This window comes from Paraburkholderia sp. Ac-20336 (assembly GCF_017105025.1).
Lineage (GTDB): Bacteria > Pseudomonadota > Gammaproteobacteria > Burkholderiales > Burkholderiaceae > Paraburkholderia.
Genome location: NZ_JAAGPS010000016.1, coordinates 39,382 through 64,496, shown reverse-complemented (window position 1 = coordinate 64,496; position 25,115 = coordinate 39,382). Strand labels below are relative to the sequence as shown.

Annotated in this window: 21 protein-coding genes; 12 read left to right on the top strand and 9 right to left on the bottom strand. The window is 65.2% G+C overall.

Annotation, left to right across the window (positions count from 1 at the left end; genetic code table 11):
* Nucleotides 1-106: 106 nt before the first annotated feature.
* A complete protein-coding gene (bamC, locus tag GXB81_RS08735) occupies nucleotides 107-1,336 on the bottom strand; it encodes an outer membrane protein assembly factor BamC (protein WP_167043454.1) in 1,230 nt (409 codons plus the stop codon).
* 436 nt (nucleotides 1,337-1,772) lie between these two features.
* Here bamC and GXB81_RS08730 point away from each other — a divergent pair, with 436 nt between their 5' ends.
* Nucleotides 1,773-2,222, top strand: coding sequence for a DUF2844 domain-containing protein (locus GXB81_RS08730; protein ID WP_167043456.1), 450 nt, complete (start codon nucleotides 1,773-1,775; stop codon nucleotides 2,220-2,222).
* A 41-nt stretch (nucleotides 2,223-2,263) separates the two neighbouring features.
* The gene (locus tag GXB81_RS08725) at nucleotides 2,264-3,532 is read left to right on the top strand and encodes a DUF3443 domain-containing protein (protein WP_205988904.1); all 1,269 of its coding nucleotides are present in this window, start codon (nucleotides 2,264-2,266) and stop codon (nucleotides 3,530-3,532) included.
* 100 nt (nucleotides 3,533-3,632) lie between these two features.
* Here GXB81_RS08725 and GXB81_RS08720 read toward each other — a convergent pair whose 3' ends face one another.
* Nucleotides 3,633-4,100 carry a hypothetical protein gene (locus tag GXB81_RS08720; RefSeq protein ID WP_205988903.1) on the bottom strand — a complete coding sequence of 156 codons (468 nt, stop codon included), beginning with the start codon at nucleotides 4,098-4,100 and terminating at the stop codon, nucleotides 3,633-3,635.
* 204 nt (nucleotides 4,101-4,304) lie between these two features.
* On the opposite strand from GXB81_RS08720, the gene GXB81_RS08715 reads away from it, so the two are divergent.
* Nucleotides 4,305-4,961, top strand: a complete 657-nt coding sequence (locus GXB81_RS08715) for a cadmium resistance transporter (RefSeq protein WP_167043462.1) — start codon at nucleotides 4,305-4,307, stop codon at nucleotides 4,959-4,961.
* 326 nt (nucleotides 4,962-5,287) lie between these two features.
* Nucleotides 5,288-6,994, top strand: a complete 1,707-nt coding sequence (gene leuA / locus GXB81_RS08710; RefSeq protein WP_167283257.1) for a 2-isopropylmalate synthase — start codon at nucleotides 5,288-5,290, stop codon at nucleotides 6,992-6,994.
* A gap of 181 nt (nucleotides 6,995-7,175) precedes the next feature.
* Here leuA and GXB81_RS08705 read toward each other — a convergent pair whose 3' ends face one another.
* The 5 genes from GXB81_RS08705 to GXB81_RS08685 form a co-directional block, all read right to left on the bottom strand.
* Nucleotides 7,176-7,955, bottom strand: a complete 780-nt coding sequence (locus GXB81_RS08705) for an amino acid ABC transporter substrate-binding protein (protein ID WP_205988902.1) — start codon at nucleotides 7,953-7,955, stop codon at nucleotides 7,176-7,178.
* A gap of 282 nt (nucleotides 7,956-8,237) precedes the next feature.
* Complete coding sequence (gene boxA / locus GXB81_RS08700) at nucleotides 8,238-9,473, bottom strand: benzoyl-CoA 2,3-epoxidase subunit BoxA (protein WP_205988901.1); 1,236 nt, start codon at nucleotides 9,471-9,473, stop codon at nucleotides 8,238-8,240.
* Between the two features lie 57 nt (nucleotides 9,474-9,530).
* Complete coding sequence (gene boxB / locus GXB81_RS08695) at nucleotides 9,531-10,958, bottom strand: benzoyl-CoA 2,3-epoxidase subunit BoxB (RefSeq protein ID WP_205988900.1); 1,428 nt, start codon at nucleotides 10,956-10,958, stop codon at nucleotides 9,531-9,533.
* Nucleotides 10,959-11,055: 97 nt separating this feature from the next.
* Entirely contained in the window at nucleotides 11,056-12,735 is a 1,680-nt protein-coding gene (boxC, locus tag GXB81_RS08690) for a 2,3-epoxybenzoyl-CoA dihydrolase (protein ID WP_205988899.1), read from the bottom strand.
* A 117-nt stretch (nucleotides 12,736-12,852) separates the two neighbouring features.
* On the bottom strand, nucleotides 12,853-13,818 hold the full coding sequence (locus tag GXB81_RS08685) for a helix-turn-helix transcriptional regulator (protein ID WP_167043474.1): 966 nt from the start codon (nucleotides 13,816-13,818) through the stop codon (nucleotides 12,853-12,855).
* Between the two features lie 226 nt (nucleotides 13,819-14,044).
* Here GXB81_RS08685 and GXB81_RS08680 point away from each other — a divergent pair, with 226 nt between their 5' ends.
* From GXB81_RS08680 to GXB81_RS08660, 5 genes are all read left to right on the top strand, one after another.
* Nucleotides 14,045-14,512 (top strand): DUF4863 family protein, encoded by a 468-nt coding sequence (locus GXB81_RS08680; RefSeq protein ID WP_205988898.1) that lies wholly within the window; start codon nucleotides 14,045-14,047, stop codon nucleotides 14,510-14,512.
* 131 nt (nucleotides 14,513-14,643) lie between these two features.
* The gene (locus GXB81_RS08675) at nucleotides 14,644-16,257 is read left to right on the top strand and encodes a benzoate-CoA ligase family protein (RefSeq protein WP_205988897.1); all 1,614 of its coding nucleotides are present in this window, start codon (nucleotides 14,644-14,646) and stop codon (nucleotides 16,255-16,257) included.
* A gap of 19 nt (nucleotides 16,258-16,276) precedes the next feature.
* Complete coding sequence (locus GXB81_RS08670; RefSeq protein ID WP_205988896.1) at nucleotides 16,277-17,155, top strand: alpha/beta fold hydrolase; 879 nt, start codon at nucleotides 16,277-16,279, stop codon at nucleotides 17,153-17,155.
* Between the two features lie 239 nt (nucleotides 17,156-17,394).
* Complete coding sequence (locus GXB81_RS08665) at nucleotides 17,395-17,682, top strand: hypothetical protein (RefSeq protein WP_241016289.1); 288 nt, start codon at nucleotides 17,395-17,397, stop codon at nucleotides 17,680-17,682.
* A gap of 105 nt (nucleotides 17,683-17,787) precedes the next feature.
* The gene (locus tag GXB81_RS08660) at nucleotides 17,788-19,908 is read left to right on the top strand and encodes a phospholipase C, phosphocholine-specific (RefSeq protein ID WP_205988894.1); all 2,121 of its coding nucleotides are present in this window, start codon (nucleotides 17,788-17,790) and stop codon (nucleotides 19,906-19,908) included.
* A 149-nt stretch (nucleotides 19,909-20,057) separates the two neighbouring features.
* Here the strand turns inward: GXB81_RS08660 and GXB81_RS08655 are convergent, their stop codons facing one another.
* Nucleotides 20,058-20,438, bottom strand: a complete 381-nt coding sequence (locus GXB81_RS08655) for a DUF5594 family protein (RefSeq protein WP_205988893.1) — start codon at nucleotides 20,436-20,438, stop codon at nucleotides 20,058-20,060.
* Between the two features lie 283 nt (nucleotides 20,439-20,721).
* On the opposite strand from GXB81_RS08655, the gene GXB81_RS08650 reads away from it, so the two are divergent.
* The gene (locus tag GXB81_RS08650) at nucleotides 20,722-21,588 is read left to right on the top strand and encodes a hypothetical protein (protein WP_167043488.1); all 867 of its coding nucleotides are present in this window, start codon (nucleotides 20,722-20,724) and stop codon (nucleotides 21,586-21,588) included.
* 9 nt (nucleotides 21,589-21,597) lie between these two features.
* On the opposite strand, the gene GXB81_RS08645 is transcribed toward GXB81_RS08650, so the two are convergent.
* Nucleotides 21,598-22,506, bottom strand: a complete 909-nt coding sequence (locus GXB81_RS08645; protein ID WP_167283266.1) for a LysR family transcriptional regulator — start codon at nucleotides 22,504-22,506, stop codon at nucleotides 21,598-21,600.
* Nucleotides 22,507-22,626: 120 nt separating this feature from the next.
* Here GXB81_RS08645 and GXB81_RS08640 point away from each other — a divergent pair, with 120 nt between their 5' ends.
* On the top strand, nucleotides 22,627-23,835 hold the full coding sequence (locus GXB81_RS08640) for an acyl-CoA dehydrogenase family protein (protein ID WP_205988910.1): 1,209 nt from the start codon (nucleotides 22,627-22,629) through the stop codon (nucleotides 23,833-23,835).
* A 12-nt stretch (nucleotides 23,836-23,847) separates the two neighbouring features.
* Nucleotides 23,848-24,978 carry an acyl-CoA dehydrogenase gene (locus GXB81_RS08635; protein ID WP_205988892.1) on the top strand — a complete coding sequence of 377 codons (1,131 nt, stop codon included), beginning with the start codon at nucleotides 23,848-23,850 and terminating at the stop codon, nucleotides 24,976-24,978.
* Nucleotides 24,979-25,115 lie beyond the last annotated feature (137 nt).

The following is a 25,115-nucleotide window of genomic DNA, read 5'->3' as shown; positions in this document are numbered from 1 at the left end:
CAACGGCAAACGGACAACGGGACGGCAAACGAACGGACGAAAAAAAACCGCCCGGGATTCACCCGGGCGGTCTTCCGAATCGGCGGCCTCGCCGCGCGAACGTCGCTCAGTGCAGCTGGTCGGCCATCAGACTCATGATCTGCTTCGCCTGCTGGCTGTCGTCGATCTGCCCCTTGTCGTCGACGACGGCGACACGCGTCTGGTTAGGCGTCACCGCGCGCACGTTCACGCGATACTCCTTGGCGACCTTTTCCTTCTTGCCGTGGAACACCTGGCTCCAGAAGCCCTGCTCGGCCGACGACAGATCCTTCGGATCGACGTAGCGCACGAAGTAGAGGCCGCGGGTCGCGTCGCGGTCGTTGACCGTGAAGTTGCTGCGATCGAGCGCGAGGCCCACGCGCAGCCATGCGCGGTCATACGGCTCGCCCAGCGTGAGTTCCGTCGACGAAAACTGCGCCGAGGTATTCTGCGCATCCGGATCGGGCATCGGCTGCTGCGCCGCGAGCACGACGTTCTGCGCCGCGGTTGCGGCCGCCGCCGACTTCGCGCCCGCCGTGGCCGCGTTCGGCGCGGTTTGCGCGCCCGCCGGCGACAGCTCGGCGTTCGGCGTGCCGGCCGCGCCGCGCGAATCGGCCAGCGCGAGCGATGCCATCAGACGCTTCAGATATTCCTGCTCGAGCGCCGGATCGTTCGGCTTCGGCTGCCATTGGCTCGAATCGTTGTTCGCACCCGTGACCGCCTCGCGCATGCCCTTCTGGCTCACGAACACGTAGGTGCCGCCGTTCGGCGCCGCTTCGAGACGCGTGCGGAACTTGTTGCGCTCGGAGCTTACGTAGCTGTTGCCCATCGCCTTCGACAGCGTGTTGCGGATCAGGCCGTCGTTGATCTGCGCGTGGGTTTCGTTCCAGTCGGTTTCCATCACGCCCTTGTCGCGCTGGTCGACGACGAGCAGGAAGCCCTGCTCCTGCCAGAAGCGGCGGATTTGCGGCCAGGCCTGATCCGGCGTTCTGTTGTCGAGCACGAGCCAGCTTTCGGTGCCGTCGCGCTGGATATGCATGCCCTGAACCGGCGGCACGACCACCACGGAATTGCCCGCCGGCGCCTGTGCCTGCACCTGCTTCAGTGTGGACAGCGAGGTTTCGCCACCCTGCGGCGGCAGCGAGCGCTGATCGGACGTCTCGTCGATCATGTTCGGCGGTACCGCGAGCGATACCTGCTTCGACCGGGAGTCGCTCTTGTAGTCGATTTTGTTCGGCGACGAGGTGCCGCAGCCGGCAACCAGCCCGCCCGCCATCAGCATTACTGCAAACCGCCTGGTAAGACGAAGATCAGTCATGTTCGGGGAATCCTTCCGCTACGCCACGGCAAGTTTCCGTGGATCAACCCAACATTTTACCGGTCCCGGGCAAGCGTGTGCAAAAACTGGGGTTTGCCCGCAGGTTGGTCCACCCATCGCACCGGCGGCGTCTCGTTCTGGATGTCTGTGCGCCATGCCTCTTTCCCTAAAAAAATTCGCGTTTTTTCCCGCCTATTTGCGTTGTCATCGGGTAAATTTAACGGTCGCTAACAGTCATGAGACGGCGTTAAGAATGTTCTTACGTCGTGGTTAAACGCTTGTTCTGAAAGGGCTTTAAGCAATACATCCCGCTTTATTTTGAGATTGCGTGTGGCGGCGCCTGACAGGGCACGTCACAGGAAGCCAAACCCGGCTGTTATTTTTCATTCGTATCTCAATAAAGCCCGGGCGCCCCCGCCCGCAAGGCATACACGCCATGTTCAAAGCCCGTTTTTATCCGTCCGCGCGTGCGGCGGCGCTCGCGCTCATCGCGTGCTGCGCCAGCACCGGCGCCTATGCCGAACTCGGCGGCGCGATGCCCGCCCAGGCGGCCTCGCGCACGATCCTCAACGGCGCGCTGCGCGTGCGCACGATGACCGACGCCGGCAACACGACCCTCAACGAATACGCGACCAGCACCGGCCAGATCGTCGCCTACACGTGGCAGGGCCCGACCATGCCGGACCTGCACGCGCTACTCGGCCAGTACGCCGGCTCGTATCAGGCGGGCGCGGCTGCGGCGTCCGCGAACGGCAACCTGCATGCGTCTCGGATCGCGCGGCCCGACGTGATCGTCGAATCGGGCGGCCCGATGCGCAGCTACGTCGGCCGCGCGTGGCTGCCGGCGGCCTTGCCGGCCGGCGTCACGGCCGACGATCTCCAGTAACGCGCAGCCGCCCTTCAGCCCCACCCGATGCCCACCCCGCCATGAAATCCGCTCTCCGTGTCTACGCCCTCGCCCTCGTCGTCTGCGCGGCCCTTGCCGCCTGCGGCGGTGGCGGCGGCTCGAACAACGCGTCGTCCACCCCGTCCGGAACCGGCTCGTCAGGCGGCACGCCGTCTTCGCCCAGCAGCGCCGGCACGTCGAATTCGAATCAGAACACGAGCGTGCCGCAATCGAACGTGGCGAACGTGCAGCCGGTCACGGTCGGCGTATCGCCCGGCATGACGCGCAACATGCTGACGACGAGCGTCACGATCTGCCAGGCCGGCACCAGCAATTGCGCGACGATCGACGACATCCAGGTCGACACGGGCTCGAACGGCCTGCGCATTCTCGCGTCGGCGCTGCCCGCGGGCTTTACGTTGCCCGCGGTGGCATCGGGCGGCGGCATGGCAAGCGAATGCGCGGTGTTCGGCAGCGGCTACGCGTGGGGCTCGGTGCGCACCGCCGACGTGCGCATGGCCGGCCAGCTCGCCGCCGCGATTCCCATGCATCTGATCGCCGATCCGGCGCTGCCCGCCGCGCCGACCGACTGCGCAAACGCGGGCCCGGCGATGCTGACGGTCGCGAGCCTGCACTCGAACGGCATTCTCGGCGTGGGCCTGTTCCCCGTCGATTGCGGCAGCGGCTGCGCGAACGCCGCGCTGCCGCGCTGGTACTACAGCTGCACCACGAGCGGCACCTGCACGGCCAGCGCGCAGGCCGTCGCGCAGCAGGTGACCAACCCGGTCAGCAGTTTCGCGCTCGACAACAACGGCGTCGTGATCGACCTGCCCGCCGTCGCCGATGCCGGCGCGGCGAGCGTGTCGGGCTCGCTGATCTTCGGCATCGGCACGCAGGCGAACAACACGCTCGGCGGCGCGAGCGTCATCAAGGCGAATTCGGTGACGGGCTACGTGACCACGACCGCGGGCGAGCAGACCTATACTCTGAGCTACCTCGACAGCGGTTCGAACGGGTTCTTCTTCCACTCGTCGCAGTTTCCGCTGTGCGGCATCTGGTACTGCCCGGGCTCGACGCAAGCCGCGAACGCGTCGATCGCAGGAAGCAATGGCGTGTCGAACACGGTCGCGTTCGATGTCGGCAATGCGAGCACGCTGTTCGCGTCGTCGAACAACGCGTTCGACAACCTCGCGGGCACGTCGAGCCAGGGCTTCGCGTGGGGCTTGCCGTTCTTCTACGGGCGACGGGTTTATACGGCAATCGCGTCGCGTAATACGGCGGCCGGAGCCGGGCCGTATTACGCATTTTGAGGGAGTGAGGAGGCGCGCTGACGGATTCAGCGCCGAGGCGGCGAGGAAATCTGGCTGGGGTGGAAACCGGTGCCGCCCTGGCACCGGCGCTCCCGTCGATTCAACCCGCGGCGCCGTCCGCCTGCTCCGCCGGTGCCGCGAGCTTCGCGGGCGCGAGCCAGCGGAATACGTCGAGTTCTTCGCCGTGGAACGTGCATTCGGCGGCAGCCGGTGTCACGACCTTTTTGGGCGCCGCAGGCTTGGCCGCCACGGCGACAGCCGAGGCTTCCTTCGTCGCCGAGGCCATGACCGGTGCCGAGGCCGCCCGCGGAGCGGACGCCGCGGCCGCAGCCGAGGCGGCTACTTCGGATGCGCTCGGCACATGCTCGATCGAGCCTTCGACCACCACGCGCGAGCCGCGAATCGCAACGCCGCGATGCGCGACACGCAGCGTATCCGACGACGTTTCGGCCAGCCTGTTTCGCATCAGTTGCTCGCATGCGCCCGAGTTGCGGGAAGCGATCGTGCAGGCCGTCAGCAGCGCGGCGGCGATCGCGACACAGGCGATAGGGAGAATCCGCATCTTCATCGACATTCCGTTTTTTAGCCGTCGGCCATTGTAGCTTACGGCCCCGCCCGCCGGCGGCGCTGACGCATGCCGCATGCCGCCTGACGCATGCCGCTTGACCTCGCCGGATCGCATCGGCATCGTGTGGGTCGGCCGCGTTGCCGTCCAGCGGAAGGGCCACTGGGCCCGGCGCGGTTTTGCCATCCTGTATCGATCCGTTTCCTTATGTTCAGCCTCGTCCTGCTCGCAATCGTCGCCTATGCCGCGACCAATATCGACAACCTGTTCGTCCTGCTCGCGTTTCTGACCGAAGCCGGCGCCGAGCGCCGCCGCGTGATCGCGGGACAGTACGCGGGCTCGCTGATCCTCGTCGCGGCGGCACTGCTGCTCGCCGCGCTGCTCGCGCGCCTGCCGACGGGCTATGTCGGCCTGCTCGGGTTCCTGCCGATCGGCGTGGGCCTGAGCAAGGCCTGGGAGCGCTTCGGCCCCGCCCGCGCGCAACGCGAGGACAACGGCGCGGAGCCCGATGCGGGCGAGCCCGCCGCGCATGCTCCGGCCGCTCGCCACAGCCCGGCGCCCGCGGGACGCGGCTCGTCGAGCTGGGCCGTCGCAAGCGTTGCGATCGCCAACGGCTCGGACAATCTCGCCGTCTATGTGCCGCTGTACGCGAGCCACGGTGTCGGCGAAAACGCGCTCGTATCGCTCGTGTTTGTCGTCATGATCGGGCTGTGGTGCGCCGGCGCCGTATGGCTGGTCGAGCATCCGCTACTCGGCGCGCCGGTGCGCCGCTACGGCTCGGCGCTGCTGCCGCCGATCCTGCTCGCGATCGGCGTATCGACGATCGTGCACAACGATACGTTGCACGTCGTATTCGGGCTGTAGACGGCGCGGTGCGGGACCGCCACGGCGCAAAGCCCGCTGCCCGCTGCCCCACGAGCCACGAGCCACGAGCCACGAGCCTTGACTCCATCCCGATAATATGTTCCCATTGCGCCCTATGTACCGCGCCCAGACCACCCTATCGCTACTACTAGCCCGCTCTACCGGGCTAGGTCTGCTGCTGCGCGCGTCCGCTTCTCTCTGATACACCGAAGCAACCGCTTGATTCCCCAGTAACTGACCCAGCCCCGGTTTCCGACCGGCGGCCCAGTATCGCGTTTTCGTCGTCCGGTCGACACCTGCCACGGTCTCACCCTCGGATGATGAAAATGTTGAAGAACCCCGCTACCAAATACCGCTCGTTCAAGCCGATCAATTTGACGGATCGCCAATGGCCGTCGCGCACCATCACGCGCGCACCGATCTGGATGAGCACCGACCTGCGCGACGGCAACCAGGCGCTCTTCGAACCGATGAACGCCGAGCGCAAGATGCGCATGTTCAAGACGCTCGTGCAGATCGGCTTCAAGGAAATCGAAGTCGCGTTTCCGTCGGCCTCGCAGACCGACTTCAACTTCGTGCGCGAGCTGATCGAGGGCGGCCATATTCCCGACGACGTCACGATCGAAGTGCTCACGCAAGCGCGCGACGATCTGATCGAGCGCACCTTCGAATCGTTGCGCGGCGCCCCGCGCGCGATCGTCCATCTGTACAACGCAACCGCGCCGGAATTCCGCAAGATCGTCTTCGGCCTCGACAAGAACGGCGTGATCGAACTCTCGCAGAAGGCCGCGCGCACGATGAAGCGTCTCGCCGACGCGCAGCCCGACACGCACTTCACACTGCAATACAGCCCGGAAGTGTTCAGCGGCACCGAACTCGAATTCGCCAAGGAAGTCTGCGACGCGGTCTTCGACATCTGGCAGCCGACGCCCGAGCACAAGGCGATCGTCAACCTGCCCGCCACTGTCGAAATGGCAACGCCGAACGTCTACGCCGACCAGATCGAATGGATGCACCGTAACCTCAAGCGCCGCGATTCGCTGATCGTCTCCGTGCATCCGCATAACGATCGCGGCACCGCCGTGGCCGCCGCGGAACTCGCGGTGATGGCCGGCGCGGACCGCATCGAAGGATGTCTGTTCGGCAACGGCGAGCGCACCGGCAACGTCGATCTGGTCACGCTCGCGCTGAACCTCTACACGCAGGGCGTCGACCCCGAACTCGATTTCTCGAACATCAACGAAGTCGCGCGCACGGCCGAAGAATGCACGCAGTTGCCGGTGCATCCGCGTCATCCGTATGTCGGCGATCTGGTCTTCACCGCGTTCTCGGGCTCGCACCAGGACGCGATCAAGAAGGGCTTCGCCGCGCAGAAGCCGGACGCGATCTGGGAAGTGCCGTATATGCCGATCGATCCGAGCGACCTCGGCCGCACCTACGACTCCGTGATCCGCGTGAACAGCCAGTCGGGCAAGGGCGGCATCGCGTATCTGCTCGAACAGAGCTATGGCGTCGTGTTGCCGCGCCGTCTGCAGGTCGATTTCAGCTCGGCCGTGCAGCGCTTCACCGACGAGAGCGGCCAGGAAGTCACGCCGGCGCAGATCTGGGAACTGTTCCAGCAGGAATACGTGAGCACGGCCGAGCCGGTCCGCTATATCGGCCACAGCCTGTCGGAGCGTGACGGCCGCGAACACATCAAGCTCAACGTCGAAATCAACGGCACGGCGCGCGTGCTGTCCGGCGCGGGCAACGGTCCGCTCGACGCGCTGATGCATGCCTTCGACGTGCCGGTGCGCATCCAGCACTACGAAGAACGCGCGCTCACGCAAGGCGCCGACGCCCGCGCGATTGCGATCGCCGAAATGGCCGGCGCCGAGGTGTCCGGCAGCGCGTTCGGCGTCGGGGTCGATGCGAACCTCGTGACGGCGTCGATCCGCGCGGTGATCAGCGGTGTCAATCGCGCGTATGCGCGTGCCAATGCGCAAGCGCAGGAGCGCTTCTTCGAAGCGGCCTTGAGCGATGCAACCGTGTGAGGCGCGTGAGTAGTGTGCGTTGCCGGTCCGCTGTGCCGGTCTGGTAATCGGTGCGGCGCGCGGTAGTATCGGGAGGGGGCGTTGCAATTGCAACGCCCCTTCTTTTTTTTGCGGCTTCGTTTCACCGGCTCATGTCACCGCTTCATCGCACCGACTCACCCGCGAGAACGGCGCCACGCGCTCAACGAAACACGTCGCGACCGAAATACTTCTGCGAAATCCGCTGATATGTGCCGTCTTTTCTCAGGCCGGCGAGCGCCTCGTTGAGCGCCGCGCGCAGCTTCGGATTGCCCTTGCGGATCAGCACCGCGGACTGGCCGCTGTCCTCGCCCGACGTATCGACCGCGACGACCTTGAGCCTCACGCCGGGCATGCGCTTCCTGTAGTCGATAAACGACAGCGAATCGTTGACGGTGGCATCGACGCGCCCCCCGGCGACCAGATCGATCGATTCCTCGAAGCCGTGCGTGGGGATCACCTGCGCGCCGTGCGCCGCCGCGATCCGGCCGAGATGGCTCGTCGGCGTATTGGCGGATTTCCGGCCCAGAAGGTCGTCGAAGGATTGGATCGTCGTGTTGTCCGAGGCAACGATCAGCACCGCGTGCGACGTGATGTACGGATCGGAGTAATCGTATTTGAGCTTGCGCTCGTCGGTCACGGCGACTTCGTTGATGACCGCGTCATAGCGGTCGATGTCGAGACCGGCCAGCAGTCCTTCCCATCGGGCCTCGATGAATTGCGGCTTGACGCCGAGACGCTGCGCGATCGCCGTGCCGAGTTCCACGTCGAAACCGGTCAGCCTGCCCGCTTCGTCGTGAAAACTGTACGGCTCATAGGTGCCTTCCGTGCCGATGCGGAACACGCCCGAGGTCCGGATCTGCGCGAGTTTGTCGCCGGCGAATACTGGGTTCGCGACCACCTGCAGCAGCACGGCCAGCACCAGCAAACGAATCGGCTTCATCGAGGGCTCCAACAGATTGGCCATGCCGGTGGCCCGGATTGAAATCCGAGAGCGCCGGCTGGCGAGCGCTATCGGGCGGCATGGGCCGACTGTAGCAAACCGGTCGTTTTTTTCAAGAAGCAGGTCCAGGCGGCAAGCGGTGCCGGGCGGCACGATGGAAAGCCAGATCGGCGAGGAAAGAACGCGTCTCGAGTCCGCGACGCATGAATTCGACGCGATCCCCCGCATTGCCGCGCGTCGCCGGAGAGTTTGATGCGCCGTCCCGGAAGCCATTCCGGGACGTCAGTATGTCTCCAGATGCAGCCGCCCTTCGCGCTTCAACTTCGCCCACAGCGCTTCCCAGTCGAGCTGATGCTGCTCGCCGATATTCTTCAACGCCTGCAGCACGCCGTCTTCCATGCCCTTGAGCCCGCATACGTAGATATAGGTGTTGTCATCCCTCAGCAGGTTTGCGACGTCGGGGCCGCGCTCGCGCATCGCGTCCTGCACATAGCGCTTCGCCTGACCCGGCGTGCGCGAAAACGCGAGCGTGGTGTCGATGAAATCCTTCGGCAGATTCGTCAGCGGTCCAAAGTAAGGCAGCTCTTCCTGGGTGCGCGCGCCGAAGAACAGCATCAGCTTGCCGGTCGCGCCCTTCAGACGCTTGCGCCGCCGATACTCGGTCATCGCGCGCATCGGCGCGGAGCCGGTGCCCGTGCAGATCATCAACAGATGCGAGTTCGGATGATTCGGCATCAGGAACGTGCTGCCGAACGGGCCGATCACGTTGACCACGTCACCCTTCTTCAGATCGCACAGATAGTTCGAGCAGACGCCGTCGATCGTATCGCCATGCTGGCGCGACACGCGCCTGACCGTCAGCGACACGTTGTTATAGCCGGGCCGCTCGCCGTCGCGCGGACTGGCAATCGAATACTGGCGCGCATGATGCGTACGGCCATCGGCGGCGGCGCCCGGCGGCAGAATGCCGATCGACTGCCCTTCGAGCACCGGAAACGGCATAGAGCCGAAATCGAGCACGATGTGATGAATGTCGCTCGACGTCGCACTGTCGGTGAGCCGGTAGTTGCCGACCACGGTCGCGGTGGTCGGCGTCTTGTGCGTGTAGAGATTCACGTACGGCTTCGCGGCCGACCACGGCGGCACGACCGCGCCGCGCACGGTATCGACTTCGATGCCGTCCGCTTCGGCGGCGGCGGCGTCGCTCGCGGCGGGCGCAGCTTCTTCGGCCGGCACCGCCATCGTGTTCTGCTCCAGCAGCACGTCCCATGTGAACTGCTCGTCGATCGAATACGCGTCGGCCTTCAGCACCGTGCGCCAGTTGTCGATCGCGCCGGTCGGGCACGGCGGCACGCAGGCCATGCAGCCGTTGCAGACCTCGGCCTTCACGACGTAGTTGTTGTCGTCGTGCGTGATCGCGTCGACCGGGCAAGTCTCTTCGCAGGTATTGCAGCGAATGCAGATTTCCGGATCGATCAGATGCTGCCGCAACACTTCGATCGACACTGGAGCGTTCATGACTTCCTCCACCTGGTGATACAGCGCGCCTCTCGTGCTTCGCCTGCCGCCATCGCTTCAGTTAAAGCGCACATACTCGAAATCGACGGGCTGACGGTTCACGCCCATCGCGGGCGGTGCGATCCAGTTCGCGAACTTGCCCGACTCGGCGACACGGCCCATCAGCGAGGCAACGAACGCGCGGTCCTCCGGCGTGGCGAGCCACTTCGCTTCGTTGACAGCCCATTCGGCTTCGCCAATCACGCGGCCATCGGGCGACACGCGCGTGCCCGCGAAGGTGCCGATCTGCCGGTTGAATGCCTTGTGCGGCACCGTCATGCGGAAATCGATGCCGGCCTTCTCGAGCACCTTGTTCCAGCGCCCGACGCCCGCGACCGAATCCTTGATGTAATCGTCGCGCAGCACTTCGTTCATCGCGTTGAGCATCGGCACCTCGCGCTCGACGAGCTTGCCGTCCTGCACGTCGAGCAGCTTGTAACCATGCTCGCTCAGGCGATGATCGTCGTCGCGCTTGCCTTCTTCATAGCGGCCCTTCAAGCCCGAGCTATAGAACGTCGCCGCGTTCGACGAATGATCGGCGCCGAACAGGTCGATCGTGACCGAGTAGTGGAAGTTCAGATAACGCTGGATGGTCGGCAGATCGATCACGCCGGCCGCGCGAATCTTCGCGACGTCGTCGGTGCCGAGTTCGTTCATCACCTGCGCAGTGCGCTGGATCACGCGCGAGACGCCCGACTCGCCGACGAACATATGATGCGCTTCCTCGGTCAGCATGAACTTCGTCGTGCGCGCGAGCGGATCGAAGCCCGACTCGGCCAGCGCCGACAACTGGAACTTGCCGTCGCGGTCGGTGAAGTACGTGAACATGTAGAACGCGAGCCAGTCCGGCGTTTTCTCGTTGAACGCGCCGAGAATGCGCGGATTGTCGTCGTCGCCCGAACGGCGGCCGAGCAATGCTTCGGCTTCCTCACGGCCATCGCGGCCGAAGTATCGATGCAGCAGATAGACCATCGCCCACAGGTGGCGCCCCTCTTCGACGTTGACCTGGAACAGGTTGCGCAGGTCGTACATCGAGGGCGCGGTCAAACCGAGGTGACGCTGCTGCTCGACCGAGGCCGGCTCCGTATCGCCCTGCGTGACGATGATGCGGCGCAGGTTCGCGCGATGTTCGCCGGGCACGTCCTGCCATGCGGCTTCGCCCTTGTGCTCGCCGAAGTAAATCTTGCGGTCCTGCTCGCCCGGCGTAAGAAAAATGCCCCAGCGGTACTCGGGCATCTTCACGTAATCGAAATGCGCCCAGCCGCCCGTGTCAACGCTGACAGCCGTGCGCAAATAGACGTCGTAGCCGTGCGAACCTTCCGGGCCCATATCGCCCCACCACGACAGGAAGTTCGGCTGCCATTGTTCGAGCGCGCGCTGCAAGGCGCGATCGTCGGCAAGGTTGACGTTGTTCGGAATCTTTTCGCTGTAGTTGATCGTGGACATGGTCGGTTCCCTGAGTCGGTTCCCTGTTCAGAAGCTGCAATCGCGAGAAGCGCATATCGGCGGACGGCGCGATGAGGTCAATCGGGCGTCACGCGCCTCAAACGCGCGATACGTCGAATTGCGCCTTGCTGCCCTTGCCGTACACCTTGAGCGCACCCTTCTCGCCCACCGCGTTCGGCCGGTTGAAAATCCAGTTCTGCCAGGCGGTGAGCCGGCCGAAGATGCGCGTCTCCATCGTCTCCGGGCCGTTGAAGCGCAGATTCGCTTCGAGGCCCGTCAAGGCATCGGGCGACATCGTTGCGCGTTCTTCGAGCGCAATACGGATTTCGTCGGCCCAGTCGATATCGTCGGGCGAGGCGGTCACGAGACCCAGGCGCTCGGCCTCGACGGCCTTGACCGGCTGGCCGATCAGCGCACGCACCGCGTCGAGCGGTTCGGTTTCCTCATAGAAGCGCCGCGCAAGCCGCGACTGCTGCGTGACCATCGGGTACAGACCGAAGTTGACTTCCGACAGCGTGATGGCCGGCTCCTCGTCTTCGTTGGCCGGCAACGCGGCCATATAGGTGCGGTCGGCCGCGAATGCGAATTCGGCGAAGGTGCCCGCGAAGCACGAGCCCGGTTCGATCAGCGTGAATAGCGAACGCGACGACACATCGATGCGCGCGAACGTGCGGCGCAGCAGGCCGATCGTTTCGCGCACGAGCCAGTGGTCCCTGTGCTGCAGCAGCGTCGCATCGACGGCGAGCAGGTTGCGCGCATCGCCTTCGGTCCTGAACACCCACGTGCCGATACCGAGTTCGTTGGTGCGCATCGACAGGATCGCGTCGTCGAGTTCGCGTGCGAATTGCAGCGGCCACCAGTTCGCACCGGCCGCGACGATCGCATCGAGGTCCGCAGGCTGCACCTCTTGCGGCGCGCGCGCGGTGAAGGTCGCCACGCGTTTCGCGCGATCGATCGTGACGTCGACCGTTTGATAGCCGAGGCCGTCTTCGCGCTCGGTGCGCTCGATACGCGTGAGCGCAACGCCTCGCGCATCGGCTGGGCGATCGCTGTGCGCGGCGAGTTCGAGCGCGCGCGCCTGGATCGCCTGATCGAACCGGTTCGGCTTCACGACTTCATCGACGAGACGCCAGGCCTTCGCGCGCTCGCCGCGCACGCCTTCGACCACCGTGCAGAAAATATCCGCGCGATCGTGGCGCACCTTGCGCTTGTCGGTGACGCGCGTGAGACCGCCCGTGCCCGGCAGCACGCCGAGCAGCGGTACTTCCGGCAGCGACACCGACGAGGAACGATCGTCGATCAGATAGATTTCGTCGCAGGCGAGCGCCAGTTCATAGCCGCCGCCCGCGCAGGCGCCGTTCACCGCGGCGAGAAACTTGAGCCCTGAATGGCGCGACGAATCTTCGAGCCCGTTGCGGGTTTCGTTCGTGAACTTGCAGAAGTTGACCTTCCACGCGTGCGTCGAAAGGCCCAGCATGAAAATGTTCGCGCCCGAGCAGAACACGCGGTCCTTCAGGCTCGTCACCACCACGGTCCTGACTTCGGGATGCTCGAAGCGGATGCGCTGGATCGCGTCGTGCAGTTCGATGTCGACGCCGAGGTCGTACGAATTCAGCTTCAGCTTGTAGCCGTCGCGAATACCGCCGTCTTCAGCGATATCGATGCCGAGCGTCGCAACCGGACCGTTGAAGCTCAGCTTCCAGTGCCGGTACTGCGAGGGATCGGTGCGGTAGTCGACCCGCGCGGCCGGCGCAACGGCGGGGTGTGCTGTGGACATGGGGCGTCTCCTGACTGGACGATGCGAATCTGTTTTTTGAACAATAGTGCATCAACATATCCGAGTAAAGAATTTTAGTGCATTTTTAGGTGCAAACCCTGACGCCCCAGCGACCGCTCAGCCGGCCCGCGCCTCGTCGGGCGCTTCCGCCGCGAGGCGCGCGGCAAGCCGGTCGCGCAATTGCAGATAGGCGTCGGCAAGCGTCTTCTCGCTCGTGTCGAAGCTCATGTCGGCACGCCCGTATAGTTCGGCGCGGCCCGCGAGGATACGTTTCAGGTCGTCCATCGCCTCGTTGTTGCCCGACATCGGCCGCAGATCGCCCTGCGCGACGACGCGGCGCATATGCTCCTCGGGTGTCGCCTGTAGCCATACCGTGAAGCAGTGCGACAGCAGCGCATTGAAGGTGCCCGACTCCGACACGAGCCCGCCCGGCGACGCGATCACCGCGCGCTCGTGCTCCTCGATCACGGCGTCGAGCGCGCGCTGTTCGTAGCGCCGGTAAGCGCTCGCGCCGTACAGCGAATGAATCTCCGACGGCGGACAGCCCGCAAGCTGTTCGATCACGCGCGTCAGCTCGATGAACGGCACCTTGCGCTCCTGGGCAAGCATGCGCCCGAACGTCGATTTGCCCGCGCCGCGCAGGCCGATCAGCGCGATGCGGTGCTTGCGGTGCGGATCGCGCGGCGCCTGCGCGAACATCTCGGCCAGCGCCGCGCGCGCGCGTTGCAGCGCCGCCTGGTCGCGTCCTTGCAGCAACTCGCGAATCAGCAGCCATTCGGCGGACGCGGTGGTTTCGTCGCCGACCACTTCGGCGAGCGAGCAGTTCAGCGTGGCCGCAAGCTGGCGCAGCACGAGCACCGAGGCATTGCCGAGGCCCGATTCCAGATTCGCGAGATGCCGCTCCGAGAGGCCGGTTTCGGCCGCGAGCGTCTTGCGGGTCATGCCACGGCGCGCGCGCAGCAGGCGTACGCGCTCGCCCATCGCGGTCAGAAACGGATCGCGCTCTTCACGCTCGCCGCGCTCGGCGCGGGCCGGGTCGGCGGCGGCTTCATCCAGCGGTGCGGCGGAGTATTTTCGATTCATGTTTTGTGACCTCGATACTTCGATATATGTACTATAGTGCTTGACACGCACTAGATGAACAGTTTAATTTTCATCAAAAGCCGCTTCAACTACAAACGCTCACGAAATATCAGAACACCGCCGGCTGGCCCGGCGGCGTAACGGAGACAGCGCGGCAGCACGCATGCAGCAAAGTTCCGGCGGTGGAACGTCTGCCCTGCGTAAACGCGCTTTTCTGGAGGCTCGCATGTTCCCGCAAGAATTCCAGCACCTGATCGCCGGCGTAACGGCACAACTTGACGGGCGCCCGCTCGACGCGTCGCTCGCGGCCTGGCTGAACGCCACCTGGCCGGCCGGCAGCACGACTTTCCGCGAACTCGCCCAGGCCTGCCGCGACGGCGTCGCCGAAGGCTGGCTGTGCAACCGCGAAGCGGGCGGCATCCGCTACGGGCGCATCTTCAAGGCGCTGCCCGAGACCCACGGCTTTTCCGTCGACGTCGTCGCGATGCAGGACATCGCCGGTCCGCACCATGTGCATCCGCACGGCGAAATCGATCTGATCATGCCGCTCACCGAGGGCGCGACGTTCGACGGCCATCCGGCCGGCTGGTGCGTGTACGGCCCCGGCTCCGCGCATCGTCCGACGGTCGCGAACGGTCGGGCGCTCGTGCTGTATCTGCTGCCGCAAGGCGCGATCGAATTCACCGCGACATAAAACCGCCGGCGCGACGGCACAAGCCATAGCGGCAGCAACGTCAGCGCGGCGCATGGCGACGCGAGCATCAGGCATCGAGCGGATCACGAGCGCCAAACAGCCGGACCGCGCCCACCGATGGAGGAGACAATATGGAACCCCCGCTGGAAACGAGCGCGCGAACGAGTGCGCATCAGGCGGCCGCGCCGCCACCCCCGCTCTTCAATTTCGCGCGCTATCTGTTCGAACTGAACGAGGCGCGCGCGAACAAGCCTGCCTATATCGACGACACGCACACGCTGACCTATGGCGAACTCGAACAACGCGCGCGGCGTTGCGCGAGCGCCCTGCGAACGCTCGGCGTGCATCCCGAGGAACGCGTGCTGCTCGTGATGCTCGATACCGTGTCGCTGCCGGTCGCATTTCTCGGCGCGCTCTACGCCGGCATCGTGCCGGTCGTCGCGAACACGCTGCTGAGCGCCGCCGACTATACGTACATGCTCACGCATAGCCACGCGCGCGCGGTGATCGCGTCGGCGGCCTTGTTGCCGAACGTCGCGCAGGCGCTCGAAAGCATCGATCAAGACGGCTGCCAGTTGATCGTCTCGCAGCCGGAGCCGTCGGCGGATGCGGCGCCCACTACCTCGCTCGACGCGCCCCGCTTCGAAGACCTGCTCGACGCCGCGCCGCCCGCCCTCAAAGGCTGCGCCAACAGTGGCGACGACATCGCCTTCTGGCTCTACTCCTCGGGCTCGACCGGCAAGCCGAAAGGCACGGTCCACACGCATGCGAACCTGTACTGGACCGCCGAGCTGTATGGCAAGCCGGTGCTCGGCATCGTCGAGAGCGACGTGGTGTTTTCGGCAGCCAAGCTGTTCTTCGCCTACGGGCTCGGCAATGCGCTGACCTTTCCGCTGTCGGTCGGCGCGACCGCGATCCTGATGGCCGAGCGCCCCACCGCCGACGCGATCTTCGCGCGCCTCGTCAAGCATCGTCCGACCGTGTTCTGCGGCGTGCCGACGCTCTACGCGAGCATGCTCGTCGCGCCAAATCTGCCCGCGCGCGCCGAGGTCGCGATACGCGTATGCGCGTCGGCGGGCGAGGCGTTGCCGCGCGACGTCGGCGAGCGTTTCACCGCGCACTTCGGCGCCGAGATTCTCGACGGCATCGGCTCGACCGAAATGCTGCACATCTTCCTGTCGAATCGCCCGGGCGAAGTCGAATACGGCACGACGGGACGCCCGGTGCCGGGCTACGAGGTCGAGTTGCGCGACGAAGCCGGGCAGCCGGTGCCCGATGGCGAAGTCGGCGATCTGTACATCAAGGGGCCGAGCGCGGCGCTCATGTACTGGAACAATCGCGAGAAATCGCGCGCGACGTTTCTCGGCGAATGGATTCGCAGCGGCGACAAGTACCGGCGTCTCGCCAACGGCTGCTATGTCTACGCGGGCCGCAGCGACGACATGCTGAAGGTGAGCGGCCAGTACGTGTCGCCGGTCGAAGTGGAGATGGTGCTGGTCGAGCATCCGGCCGTGCTCGAAGCGGCGGTGGTCGGCGTCGATCACGGCGGGCTCGTGAAAACGCGCGCGTTCGTCGTCCTGAAGCGCGAGTTCGCACCGTCTGAGATACTCGCCGACGAACTGAAGGCCTTCGTCAAGGAACGGCTCGCGCCGCACAAGTATCCGCGCGACATCGTGTTCGCCGACGATCTGCCGAAAACCGCCACCGGCAAGATTCAACGCTTCAAGCTGCGCGAACAGTCATAAGTCATAAGGTGATCCATTCATGCCGAACCCCGCAACGGCTGCCACTCCCGCCGCTCCCGCTACGCCCGCCCCCGCCGCCGGCGCGAGCCGCTTTGCCGAACTGCCCGCGAGCGCGGCGCATGACGCGTTGCGCATCGAGTATCGCTGGCTCAACGAACCGGCGGCCCAGCGCGCAGACGACACACCGCTCGCGCTGTTCCTGCACGAAGGACTCGGCTCGGTGTCGATGTGGCGCGACTGGCCGCAACGCTTGTGCGAACGGCTCGGCCTGCGCGGGCTCGTCTATTCGCGGCCGGGCTATGGACTCTCGACGCCGCGCGCGCCCCACGTGAAATGGCCGGTCGATTTCATGACCGAGCAGGCCCGCGACATTCTCCCCGCGCTGCTCGACGCGCTCGGCATCGATGCGCGGCAACGCCGGCGCATGTGGGTGATCGGCCATAGCGACGGCGGCTCGATCGCGCTGCTCTACGCGGCGCTGTATCCCGAGGCACTCGCGGGCGCGGTCGTGATGGCGCCGCATGTGTTCGTCGAAGACCTCTCGGTGGCCAGCATCGCGCAAACGAAGCAGCTCTACGAAACCACCGACCTGCGCGACAAGCTCGCGCGCCACCACGCCGACGTCGATTCGGCCTTCTATGGCTGGAACGATATCTGGCTGAATCCCGCGTTCAGACAGTGGCGCATTGTCGATACGCTCGCCTCGATTCGCCAGCCGCTGCTCGCGATCCAGGGCCACGACGACAACTACGGCACGATGGCGCAGATCGACACGATCGCCGCACGCGTGCCGCATGCGCAGCTCGTCAAGCTCGCCGCCTGCGGGCACTCGCCGCATCGCGACGCACCGGCCCCGCTCGACGACGCGATCGCGGCATTCATCGCAGCACAGCGATAAACCGCGCGACGGAAGCAACCAGAGCAACCGGCGCGGCCATCGACATCAGCACCAGCACAGGGCTGCGCCGCTTCCTTACCAATACTTCATAAAAATTACACGGATCGGCGATTATGCTGCGGCATCGCTGACCTCGGCACATCGATGCCCTGGCGTCCCTTCCTCACACCGGAGAGAGTGACATGCCCTTCGTGCCGAAGCTGAGTCGTGCATTGCCGTGCAAACGTTTGGCTCCCGGTTTGGCTCATGCTTTTGCGATCGTCTCGCTCTGCGCACTCGGCACCGCATGCAGCCACGACGACCCTCCCGCCGACACGAGCACGCTCGGCTCGACGACCGAACAGCGCGCCGCGCAAAGCGATAACAGCGCCGGCACCAGCAGCTTTGCCACCGCGCCGCCGGCCGCACCGGCGACGCTCACGATTCAGACTCCCGCGACCCCCGCTTCCGACGTCGGCACGGCACTGTCCGCCGCCGATGCGTCGCGCGCGCCGCTCGCGAGCCCCGTCATCCACACCGTGGATTGAGTTCCGCGCCGCGCGCGGTGAGCGGCCACTCTTTCCGCGCGCGACGCATCGTCACAGTGCATCTTCGCAGTGCACTTTCCTCCACCGAAGATCAAAGCCAGAACCATGACCTCAAAAAATCGCCGTGATTTTCTGCGCTCGGCCGCGCAAGCCGCCGGTTCCTTCACCGCGTTGAGCATGCTGCCGCCCGGCATCCGCAACGCCCTCGCCATTCCGGCGAACAACTGCACCGGCACGATCCGCGACGTCGAGCACATCGTCGTGCTGATGCAGGAGAACCGCTCGTTCGATCATTACTTCGGCACGCTCAAGGGCGTACGCGGTTTCGGCGACACGCGCGCGATCAACCTCGCGAGCGGCCAGCCGGTCTGGTATCAGCCGCTCACCACCGATGCCGCCGGCGCCAATTACGTGCTGCCGTTCCGTCCCACCGCGCCGAACCTCGGCCTGCAATTCCTGCAGGATCTCGCGCACGACTGGGGCACCACGCACGCGGCCTGGAACAACGGCCGCAACGATCAGTGGGTGCCCGCGAAAGGCGCGACCACGATGGCCTACCTCACGCGCGAGGACATCCCGTTTCACTATCAGCTCGCCGACGCGTTCACGATCTGCGATGCGTATCACTGCTCGCTGATGGGCCCGACCGATCCGAACCGCTACTACATGTGGAGCGGCTGGGTCGGCAACGACGGCAGCGGCGGCGGCCCGGTGATCGACAATTCGGAACTCGGCTACGGCTGGTCGACCTACCCCGAGGTGCTGCAGAACGCCGGCATCTCGTGGAAGATCTATCAGGACATGGGCAACGGGCTCGACGCGAACGGCTCGTGGGGCTGGACGCAGAACGCGTACATCGGCAACTACGGCGACAACTCGCTGCTCTACTTCAACCAGTATCGCAACGCGCAGCCGGGCAACCCGCTCTACGACAACGCGCGCACCGGCACCAACGCGGCGAACGGCGACGGCTATTTCGACATCCTCAAGCGCGACGTGCAGAACAACACGCTGCCGCAAGTCTCGTGGATCGTCGCGCCCGAAGCCTATTCGGAACATCCGAACTGGCCGTCGAACTACGGCGCGTGGTACATCGATCAGGTCCTGCAGATTCTCACGTCGAACCCCGAGGTGTGGAGCAAGACCGTGCTGCTCATCAACTACGACGAGAACGACGGCTTCTTCGATCACCTCGCGCAGCCGTTCCCGGCGGCGTCGAGCGCGAACGGCCTGTCGACCGTCAGCATCACGCACGAAATCTATCCCGGCGATGCGAAGACGCCCGCCGCGCCGTACGGGCTCGGCCCGCGCGTGCCGATGCTGGTGGTCTCGCCGTGGTCGAAAGGCGGCTACGTCTGCTCGGAAACGTTCGACCACACCTCGGTGATCCGCTTCATCGAAAAGCGTTTCGGCGAGCATCACAACCTCGGCGAATCGAACATCACGCCGTGGCGTCGCGCGGTGTGCGGCGATCTGACCTCGGCCTTCAACTTCAGCAATCCGAACGCCAACCTGCCGTCGCTGCCGAGCACGACCTCGTACGTGCCGCCCGATCAGAACCGTCATCCGGATTACATCCCGCAGCCGCCCGCGGCCCAGGCCGTGCCGCAGCAGGAGCCCGGCGTGCGTCCCGCGCGCGCGTTGCCGTATGAACTGTTCGTGCGCGCCGACGAAGGCTCGAACGGCAAGCTGACGATGCGCTTCATCAATACCGGCCGCGCGGGCGCGGTGTTCCTCGTCTACGTGACGAACGGCGCCGCCGCGCCGCTCAGCTATACGGTCGAAGCCGGCAAGCACCTGCAGGACACCTTGCCGCTCAACGCGGACGGCACCTACGACTTCACCGTGCACGGTCCGAACGGCTTCCTGCGCCGCTTCGCGGGCAAGGTCGTCGCGCGCAGCAACTGGTGGGAACGCAAGGAGATCGCGCAACCGGATATCGCCGAGGGTTACGACGTCGCCAACGGCAATCTGCAATTGCGTCTGGAAAACACGGGCAGCGCGCGTTGCCAGTTCACGATCGTCAATGCGTACGATCCGCACAATGCGATCCGGCATTCGGTGCGCGGCGGCGATACCGATCAGCTATACCTCGATCTGCGCAACGCTCACGGCTGGTACGACCTGTCGATCACGGTCGACACCGATGCATCGTTTGCGCGGCGCCTTGCCGGTCACGTGGAAACCGGCAAGAGCAGCATGAGCGATCCGGCTTTGGGTAGCTAAACGGCGGCTCGACGTCACGCGAGTCCCGCGGTAAAAACAACGGCCGCTGCGATCGATGTCGCAGCGGCCGTTGTTTTATTGGGCCTGCCGATTGCCGATTACCGATGCACGCACGCGCCTAACCGGGCGCGTAAATCGGCGCGCCCTGCCTACGATTCGAAATCGAGCCCGCCGAGCAGCGCGACCGGTTCGCCCTGCGTATGCGTGAGGAAATCGAGTTCGCGCGCCTGGGTCCACGCCTTGAGCTTGCGCGGCAGCGCGGCGAGATAACCGGCGAAGCGCGCCGTGCCCTGCTCGCCCATCAGTCGTTCGATTTCGTCGCTGTCCCAGGTCAGGTAAAGATTCAGCGGATGCGCGTAGTGACCGAGTTCATCGAGCGGCGTCGCATGAATCCGCACGCGGGTCGGCTGACCGTGCCCGCCATACGGCAGCACTTCGGTATGCACGGTCTTCGCGAAACATGCGCCGATCGCCTCGGCGATGCGCGGCGCGAACTCCTTGTCGAAACGAACGGCGCTTTCCGGACGCATCCAGGTCTCCGATGTCGTGCGTAGTGGGACTGGGCATCGTAGCACGCGGGTCGGTGCGGACTCGCGTGCAGGCGCTCGTGTTCAGGGGCGTTGGCTACGTCCGGGGAAGCGCGGCCCCCGCGCCCTATCGCATGTACCCCCTCGCACCGCAGCGATCGACTCAACGTTTTGCGACAACTCCTGTGCGATTACGGCCCTTTACGTCAGACCTGTGCCGCGCGCGTCTAACCTCCAGAGAGGCCACCAGGCTGGTCGTGCCAGATGATTTTTCCACGGATGGCTTATGAGCAAGGCAAGGTTCGCATCGTTCTGGCACGGCCCGGAACTCTCCCCTTACGAAGTCGCGTGTCTGCAATCGTTCACCCTCTATGGCAGCGAGGTGGCGCTCTATAGTTACGAGCCGATCGCCAATCTGCCGCCCGGCGTGAGCGCGAAAGACGCGCGCGCGATTCTGCCGCCCGACACGCTGAACGCCTTTCCGATTCAAGGCGTGCCGTCGATGGCGCATTTCACCGACTATTTCCGCTTCGCGATGTTCACGAAGACCGACGAAATCTGGGTCGACACGGACATGCTGCTGCTGCGCGATTTCGATCTCAACGCGAAGGGCGACCTGATCGGCAAGGAAACGCCGTCCAGCATCTGCACGGCGATACTGCGGCTCGATCCCGACTCGCCGCGTCTGTACGAACTGCTCAAGCGCGTCAAGGCGATGCAGGGCACCGAAATCAAATGGGGCGACACCGGCCCGCGCCTGCTGACCGCGGTCTACGGCGTCAAGGCCGGCTTGCCCGAGAGCCTGTTCTACCCGGTCCACTTCGACGATTACTACAAGCCGTTCCTGCCGCGCCATTTCGAGGAATGCGCGGCGCTGTGCTCCGACGCGTACACGCTGCACCTGTGGAACAACCGCGTCGTGAAGATGGCGCTCTTCAAGCGTATCGGTCCGCCTGCCGGTTCGTTCCTGCATCACGTGTTCGAGCAGAGCGGCGCGAACCGCCGGTTTGGCGAATTCTATCCGGCCAACGTGATGCAGACGATGATCGACAACGCGGTGCAGAAAGTCGGCCGCGACGAAGGCGTACGCAAGCTGCTGCGCGTCGGCGTGCCGATGCTCAGGACCGCGCTCGGGCGCAAGCTCGGCGCATAGACGCCCGTCTCACGCGGCGGCACCCCTGCCCGCGCCGTGCGCCTGCGCGAGCATGAACTCGATGAACGTCGCGGCCGCGCGCGTGTGATGCCGGTTCGGCATGTACACCATGTACATGTGCGTGCCGAAGATGCTGAGGCGCCATTCGTCGAGCGCGGTCAGCACCGCGCCGCGTTGCAGATCGTCCTGCACCACGTAGTCGGGCACGATGCCGACGCCGAGCCCCGCGAGCAGCGCCTCGCGTAAAAACAGAAAATTCTCGGAGATGATCGTCGGTTCGAGCAGCACCTCGTGGCGCTCGTCGCGCAGATACGCGGCCAGCCGCAACTGCCTGCCGATCACGGCCGCGCTAATCAGCGGCGCGGCGCGCAGGTCGTCGAGCGTCGCGGGCATGCCGTGCGTGTGCGCGAAGCCGGGCGAGGCGCACGCGACATATCTGACCGGCCCCATGTCGCGCGCGACGAGGTTCTGCGGAGGCTCGGACATGACGCGCACGGCGATGTCGACTTCATCGCGCAGCAGGTCTTCGACGCGGTTCTCGAACATCACGTCGAGCACGATGCCCGGATGCAGACGCTTGAACGCGATCAGCCAGTCGGACATCACGAGTTGGCCGTAGCCGCTCGGCACGCTCAGCCGCACGCGGCCCTGCAGGCTTTGCCCGAGCGTCGCGACCGACTCGCGCGCGGCCAGCAGCGCGTTCTGGATCGTGCGGCCATGCTCGTAGAGGCGCAGACCGATCTCGGTCGGCTCGACGCGGCGCGTCGTGCGCCGCACCAGTTGCACACCGATCGAGCGCTCCAGCTGATTCAGGTGATAGCTGACGTTCGCGCGGCTCATCTTGAGCCGGCGCGCGGCTTCGCTCAGATTGCCGGCGTCGAGAATGTCCACGAGCAGGGTCAGGGAATTGACGTCCATCGCGGCGCCTTTGTCAAAATAATTTTGACAGTCTGTCAATCGGGCATGCCATTGTCAATCAACGTTGACCACTCCAGAATGCGCATCAGCCCCCCACGAACATGGATGGAAGACCCCGCGATGGATCTGAACTTCACCCCCGAAGAAGAAGCGTTTCGCACCGACGTGCTGGCCTTTCTGCGCGAAAAGCTCCCGCAGCGTCTCGCCGATAAAGTGCACGGCGGCCGCCGCCTCACGCGCGACGACATGGCCGAGTGGCACGCGATTCTCAACGCGCAGGGCTGGCTCGCGAACCACTGGCCGCAGGAATATGGCGGCCCGGGCTGGAACGCGGTGCAGAAATTCATCTTCGAGAACGAATGCGCGCTGGCCGGCGCGCCGCGCATCGTGCCGTTCGGCGTCAACATGCTCGGGCCGGTGCTGATCCGATACGGCAGCGAGGCGCAGAAACGGCACTGGCTGCCACGCATTCTCGACGGCTCAGACTGGTGGTGCCAAGGCTATTCGGAGCCGGGCGCGGGCTCCGATCTCGCCTCGGTCAGAACCACGGCCGTGCGCGGCCAGGATGCGCACGGCGAGCATTACGTCGTCAACGGCCAGAAGACGTGGACCACGCTCGGCCACTACGCGAACATGATCTTCTGCCTCGTGCGCACCGCGACCGACGTGCGCAAGCAGGAAGGCATCAGCTTTCTGCTGATCGACATGAACACGCCCGGCGTCGAAGTACGGCCGATCATCACGCTCGACGGCGAGCATGAAGTCAACGAAGTGTTTTTCACCGACGTGCGCGTGCCCGCGGAGAATCTCGTCGGCGAAGAGAACAAGGGCTGGACCTACGCGAAATATCTGCTTACGTACGAGCGCACCAATATCGCGGGTGTCGGCTTCTCGGTGGCCGCCTTCAACCGTCTGCGCCAGATCGCCGCGCAGCAGCGCCGCAATGGCCGCCCGCTCGCCGAAGACCCGGCGTTCGCGGCACGCATGGCGCGCGTCGAGATCGATCTCGAGAACATGAAGACGACCAACCTGCGCGTGATCGCGGCAGTCGCGGGCGGCGGCGTGCCCGGCGCCGAAAGCTCGATGCTGAAGATTCGCGGCACCGAAATTCGCCAGGAGATTTCATCGCTCACGCGCCGCGCGATGGGCGCCTATGCGCAGCCGTTCGTCGAAGAAGCGCTGTACGAAGGTTTCGACGGCGTGCCGGTCGGCCCCGACGAAGCCGCGAGCGCGGCGGCGCTGTACCTCAACAATCGCAAGCTGTCGATCTTCGGCGGCTCGAACGAAATCCAGAAGAACATCATTGCCAAAATGATCTTCGGACTCTGAGAGACCCACGTCATGAATTTTCGGCACACCGAAGACCGCCGCATGCTGGCGGACACGCTGAACCGCTTCGTCAGCGAACAATACGGCTTCGAGACGCGCGACCGCATCGCGCGCTCGGCGCATGGCTTCAGCCCTGAACTGTGGCAACGCTTCGCGGAACTCGGCATCGTCGGCGCGCTGTTCGATGAAGCGAGCGGCGGCTTCGGCGGCGGCGGTTTCGATATCGCCGTCGTGTTCGAGAGCTTGGGGCGCGGGCTCGTCGTCGAGCCGTTTCTCGATACGCTGATCGTCGGCCGCGCGCTCGCGCGCAGCGGCAGCGCGGCGCAGAAAGCGGAGCTGGCCGCATTGATCGACGGCTCGCGTATCGCCGCGCTCGCGCATGGCGAGCCGGACAGTCATTACGAACTCGCTCGCGTAAGCGCGACGCGCGCGCAGCGGCACGGCGATGCCTGGACCCTGAACGGCGCGAAGGCCGTGGTTCAGCATGGCGAGCAGGCGGCGGTCTTTCTGGTGTCGGCGCGCACGAGCGGCGCCGACGATGCCGCAGCGGGCCTCACGCTCTTTCTCGTGCCGCGCGAGGCGGCCGGTGTCAACGTGCGCGGTTATCGCAAGATCGACGGCGGCCGTGCTGCCGAAGTGACGTTCGACCACGTCACGCTCGGCGCGACCGCCCTGCTCGGCCCGGTCGACGCAGGCTTCGCGACGCTCGAATACGCGGTGAGCTGCGGCGTGCTCGCGCTGTGCGCGGAAGCGCTCGGCGCGATGGATGTCGCCAAAGACGACACGCTCGAATACCTGCGCACGCGCAAGCAGTTCGGCGTGCCGATCGGCAGCTTCCAGGCGCTGCAGCACCGCATGGCCGATCTGCTGCTCGAGATCGAGCAGGCACGCTCGGCGGTCATCAACGCGGCCGCCGCTCTCGATGGCGAACGCAAGGCGCGCGAGCGCGCGGTGTCGGCGGCAAAGTACAGCATCGGCCGGATCGGCACGCTGGTCGCGCAGGAGTGCATCCAGCTGCACGGCGGGATCGGCATGACGTGGGAATTGCGGCTCGCTCATTACGCGAAGCGGCTCGTGATGATCGATCATCAGTTGGGCGATGAGGATCATCATCTGGAGCGGTTCGTGGCGTTGGGGGCTTGATAGGCGAAGGCCCAAAATCGTTCGCGAAACGCGCTTCCCTTTGCAAGGTCTGCTAGATTGCTCTCAAACAAAACTCCCAGTGGTGAGCATGTCAGGCTTAATCCATCGCCGCCGCGAAGAAGCCGCACCGTTCATCA

What these genes read in the sequence shown, in the direction of transcription:
- bamC (WP_167043454.1), bottom strand. Translation starts at nt 1,336, where the DNA reads ATGACTGATCTTCGTCTTACCAGGCGGTTTGCAGTAATGCTGATGGCG.
- GXB81_RS08730 (WP_167043456.1), top strand. Translation starts at nt 1,773, where the DNA reads ATGTTCAAAGCCCGTTTTTATCCGTCCGCGCGTGCGGCGGCGCTCGCG.
- GXB81_RS08725 (WP_205988904.1), top strand. Translation starts at nt 2,264, where the DNA reads ATGAAATCCGCTCTCCGTGTCTACGCCCTCGCCCTCGTCGTCTGCGCG.
- GXB81_RS08720 (WP_205988903.1), bottom strand. Translation starts at nt 4,100, where the DNA reads ATGAAGATGCGGATTCTCCCTATCGCCTGTGTCGCGATCGCCGCCGCG.
- GXB81_RS08715 (WP_167043462.1), top strand. Translation starts at nt 4,305, where the DNA reads ATGTTCAGCCTCGTCCTGCTCGCAATCGTCGCCTATGCCGCGACCAAT.
- leuA (WP_167283257.1), top strand. Translation starts at nt 5,288, where the DNA reads ATGTTGAAGAACCCCGCTACCAAATACCGCTCGTTCAAGCCGATCAAT.
- GXB81_RS08705 (WP_205988902.1), bottom strand. Translation starts at nt 7,955, where the DNA reads ATGAAGCCGATTCGTTTGCTGGTGCTGGCCGTGCTGCTGCAGGTGGTC.
- boxA (WP_205988901.1), bottom strand. Translation starts at nt 9,473, where the DNA reads ATGAACGCTCCAGTGTCGATCGAAGTGTTGCGGCAGCATCTGATCGAT.
- boxB (WP_205988900.1), bottom strand. Translation starts at nt 10,958, where the DNA reads ATGTCCACGATCAACTACAGCGAAAAGATTCCGAACAACGTCAACCTT.
- boxC (WP_205988899.1), bottom strand. Translation starts at nt 12,735, where the DNA reads ATGTCCACAGCACACCCCGCCGTTGCGCCGGCCGCGCGGGTCGACTAC.
- GXB81_RS08685 (WP_167043474.1), bottom strand. Translation starts at nt 13,818, where the DNA reads ATGAATCGAAAATACTCCGCCGCACCGCTGGATGAAGCCGCCGCCGAC.
- GXB81_RS08680 (WP_205988898.1), top strand. Translation starts at nt 14,045, where the DNA reads ATGTTCCCGCAAGAATTCCAGCACCTGATCGCCGGCGTAACGGCACAA.
- GXB81_RS08675 (WP_205988897.1), top strand. Translation starts at nt 14,644, where the DNA reads ATGGAACCCCCGCTGGAAACGAGCGCGCGAACGAGTGCGCATCAGGCG.
- GXB81_RS08670 (WP_205988896.1), top strand. Translation starts at nt 16,277, where the DNA reads ATGCCGAACCCCGCAACGGCTGCCACTCCCGCCGCTCCCGCTACGCCC.
- GXB81_RS08660 (WP_205988894.1), top strand. Translation starts at nt 17,788, where the DNA reads ATGACCTCAAAAAATCGCCGTGATTTTCTGCGCTCGGCCGCGCAAGCC.
- GXB81_RS08655 (WP_205988893.1), bottom strand. Translation starts at nt 20,438, where the DNA reads ATGCGTCCGGAAAGCGCCGTTCGTTTCGACAAGGAGTTCGCGCCGCGC.
- GXB81_RS08650 (WP_167043488.1), top strand. Translation starts at nt 20,722, where the DNA reads ATGAGCAAGGCAAGGTTCGCATCGTTCTGGCACGGCCCGGAACTCTCC.
- GXB81_RS08645 (WP_167283266.1), bottom strand. Translation starts at nt 22,506, where the DNA reads ATGGACGTCAATTCCCTGACCCTGCTCGTGGACATTCTCGACGCCGGC.
- GXB81_RS08640 (WP_205988910.1), top strand. Translation starts at nt 22,627, where the DNA reads ATGGATCTGAACTTCACCCCCGAAGAAGAAGCGTTTCGCACCGACGTG.
- GXB81_RS08635 (WP_205988892.1), top strand. Translation starts at nt 23,848, where the DNA reads ATGAATTTTCGGCACACCGAAGACCGCCGCATGCTGGCGGACACGCTG.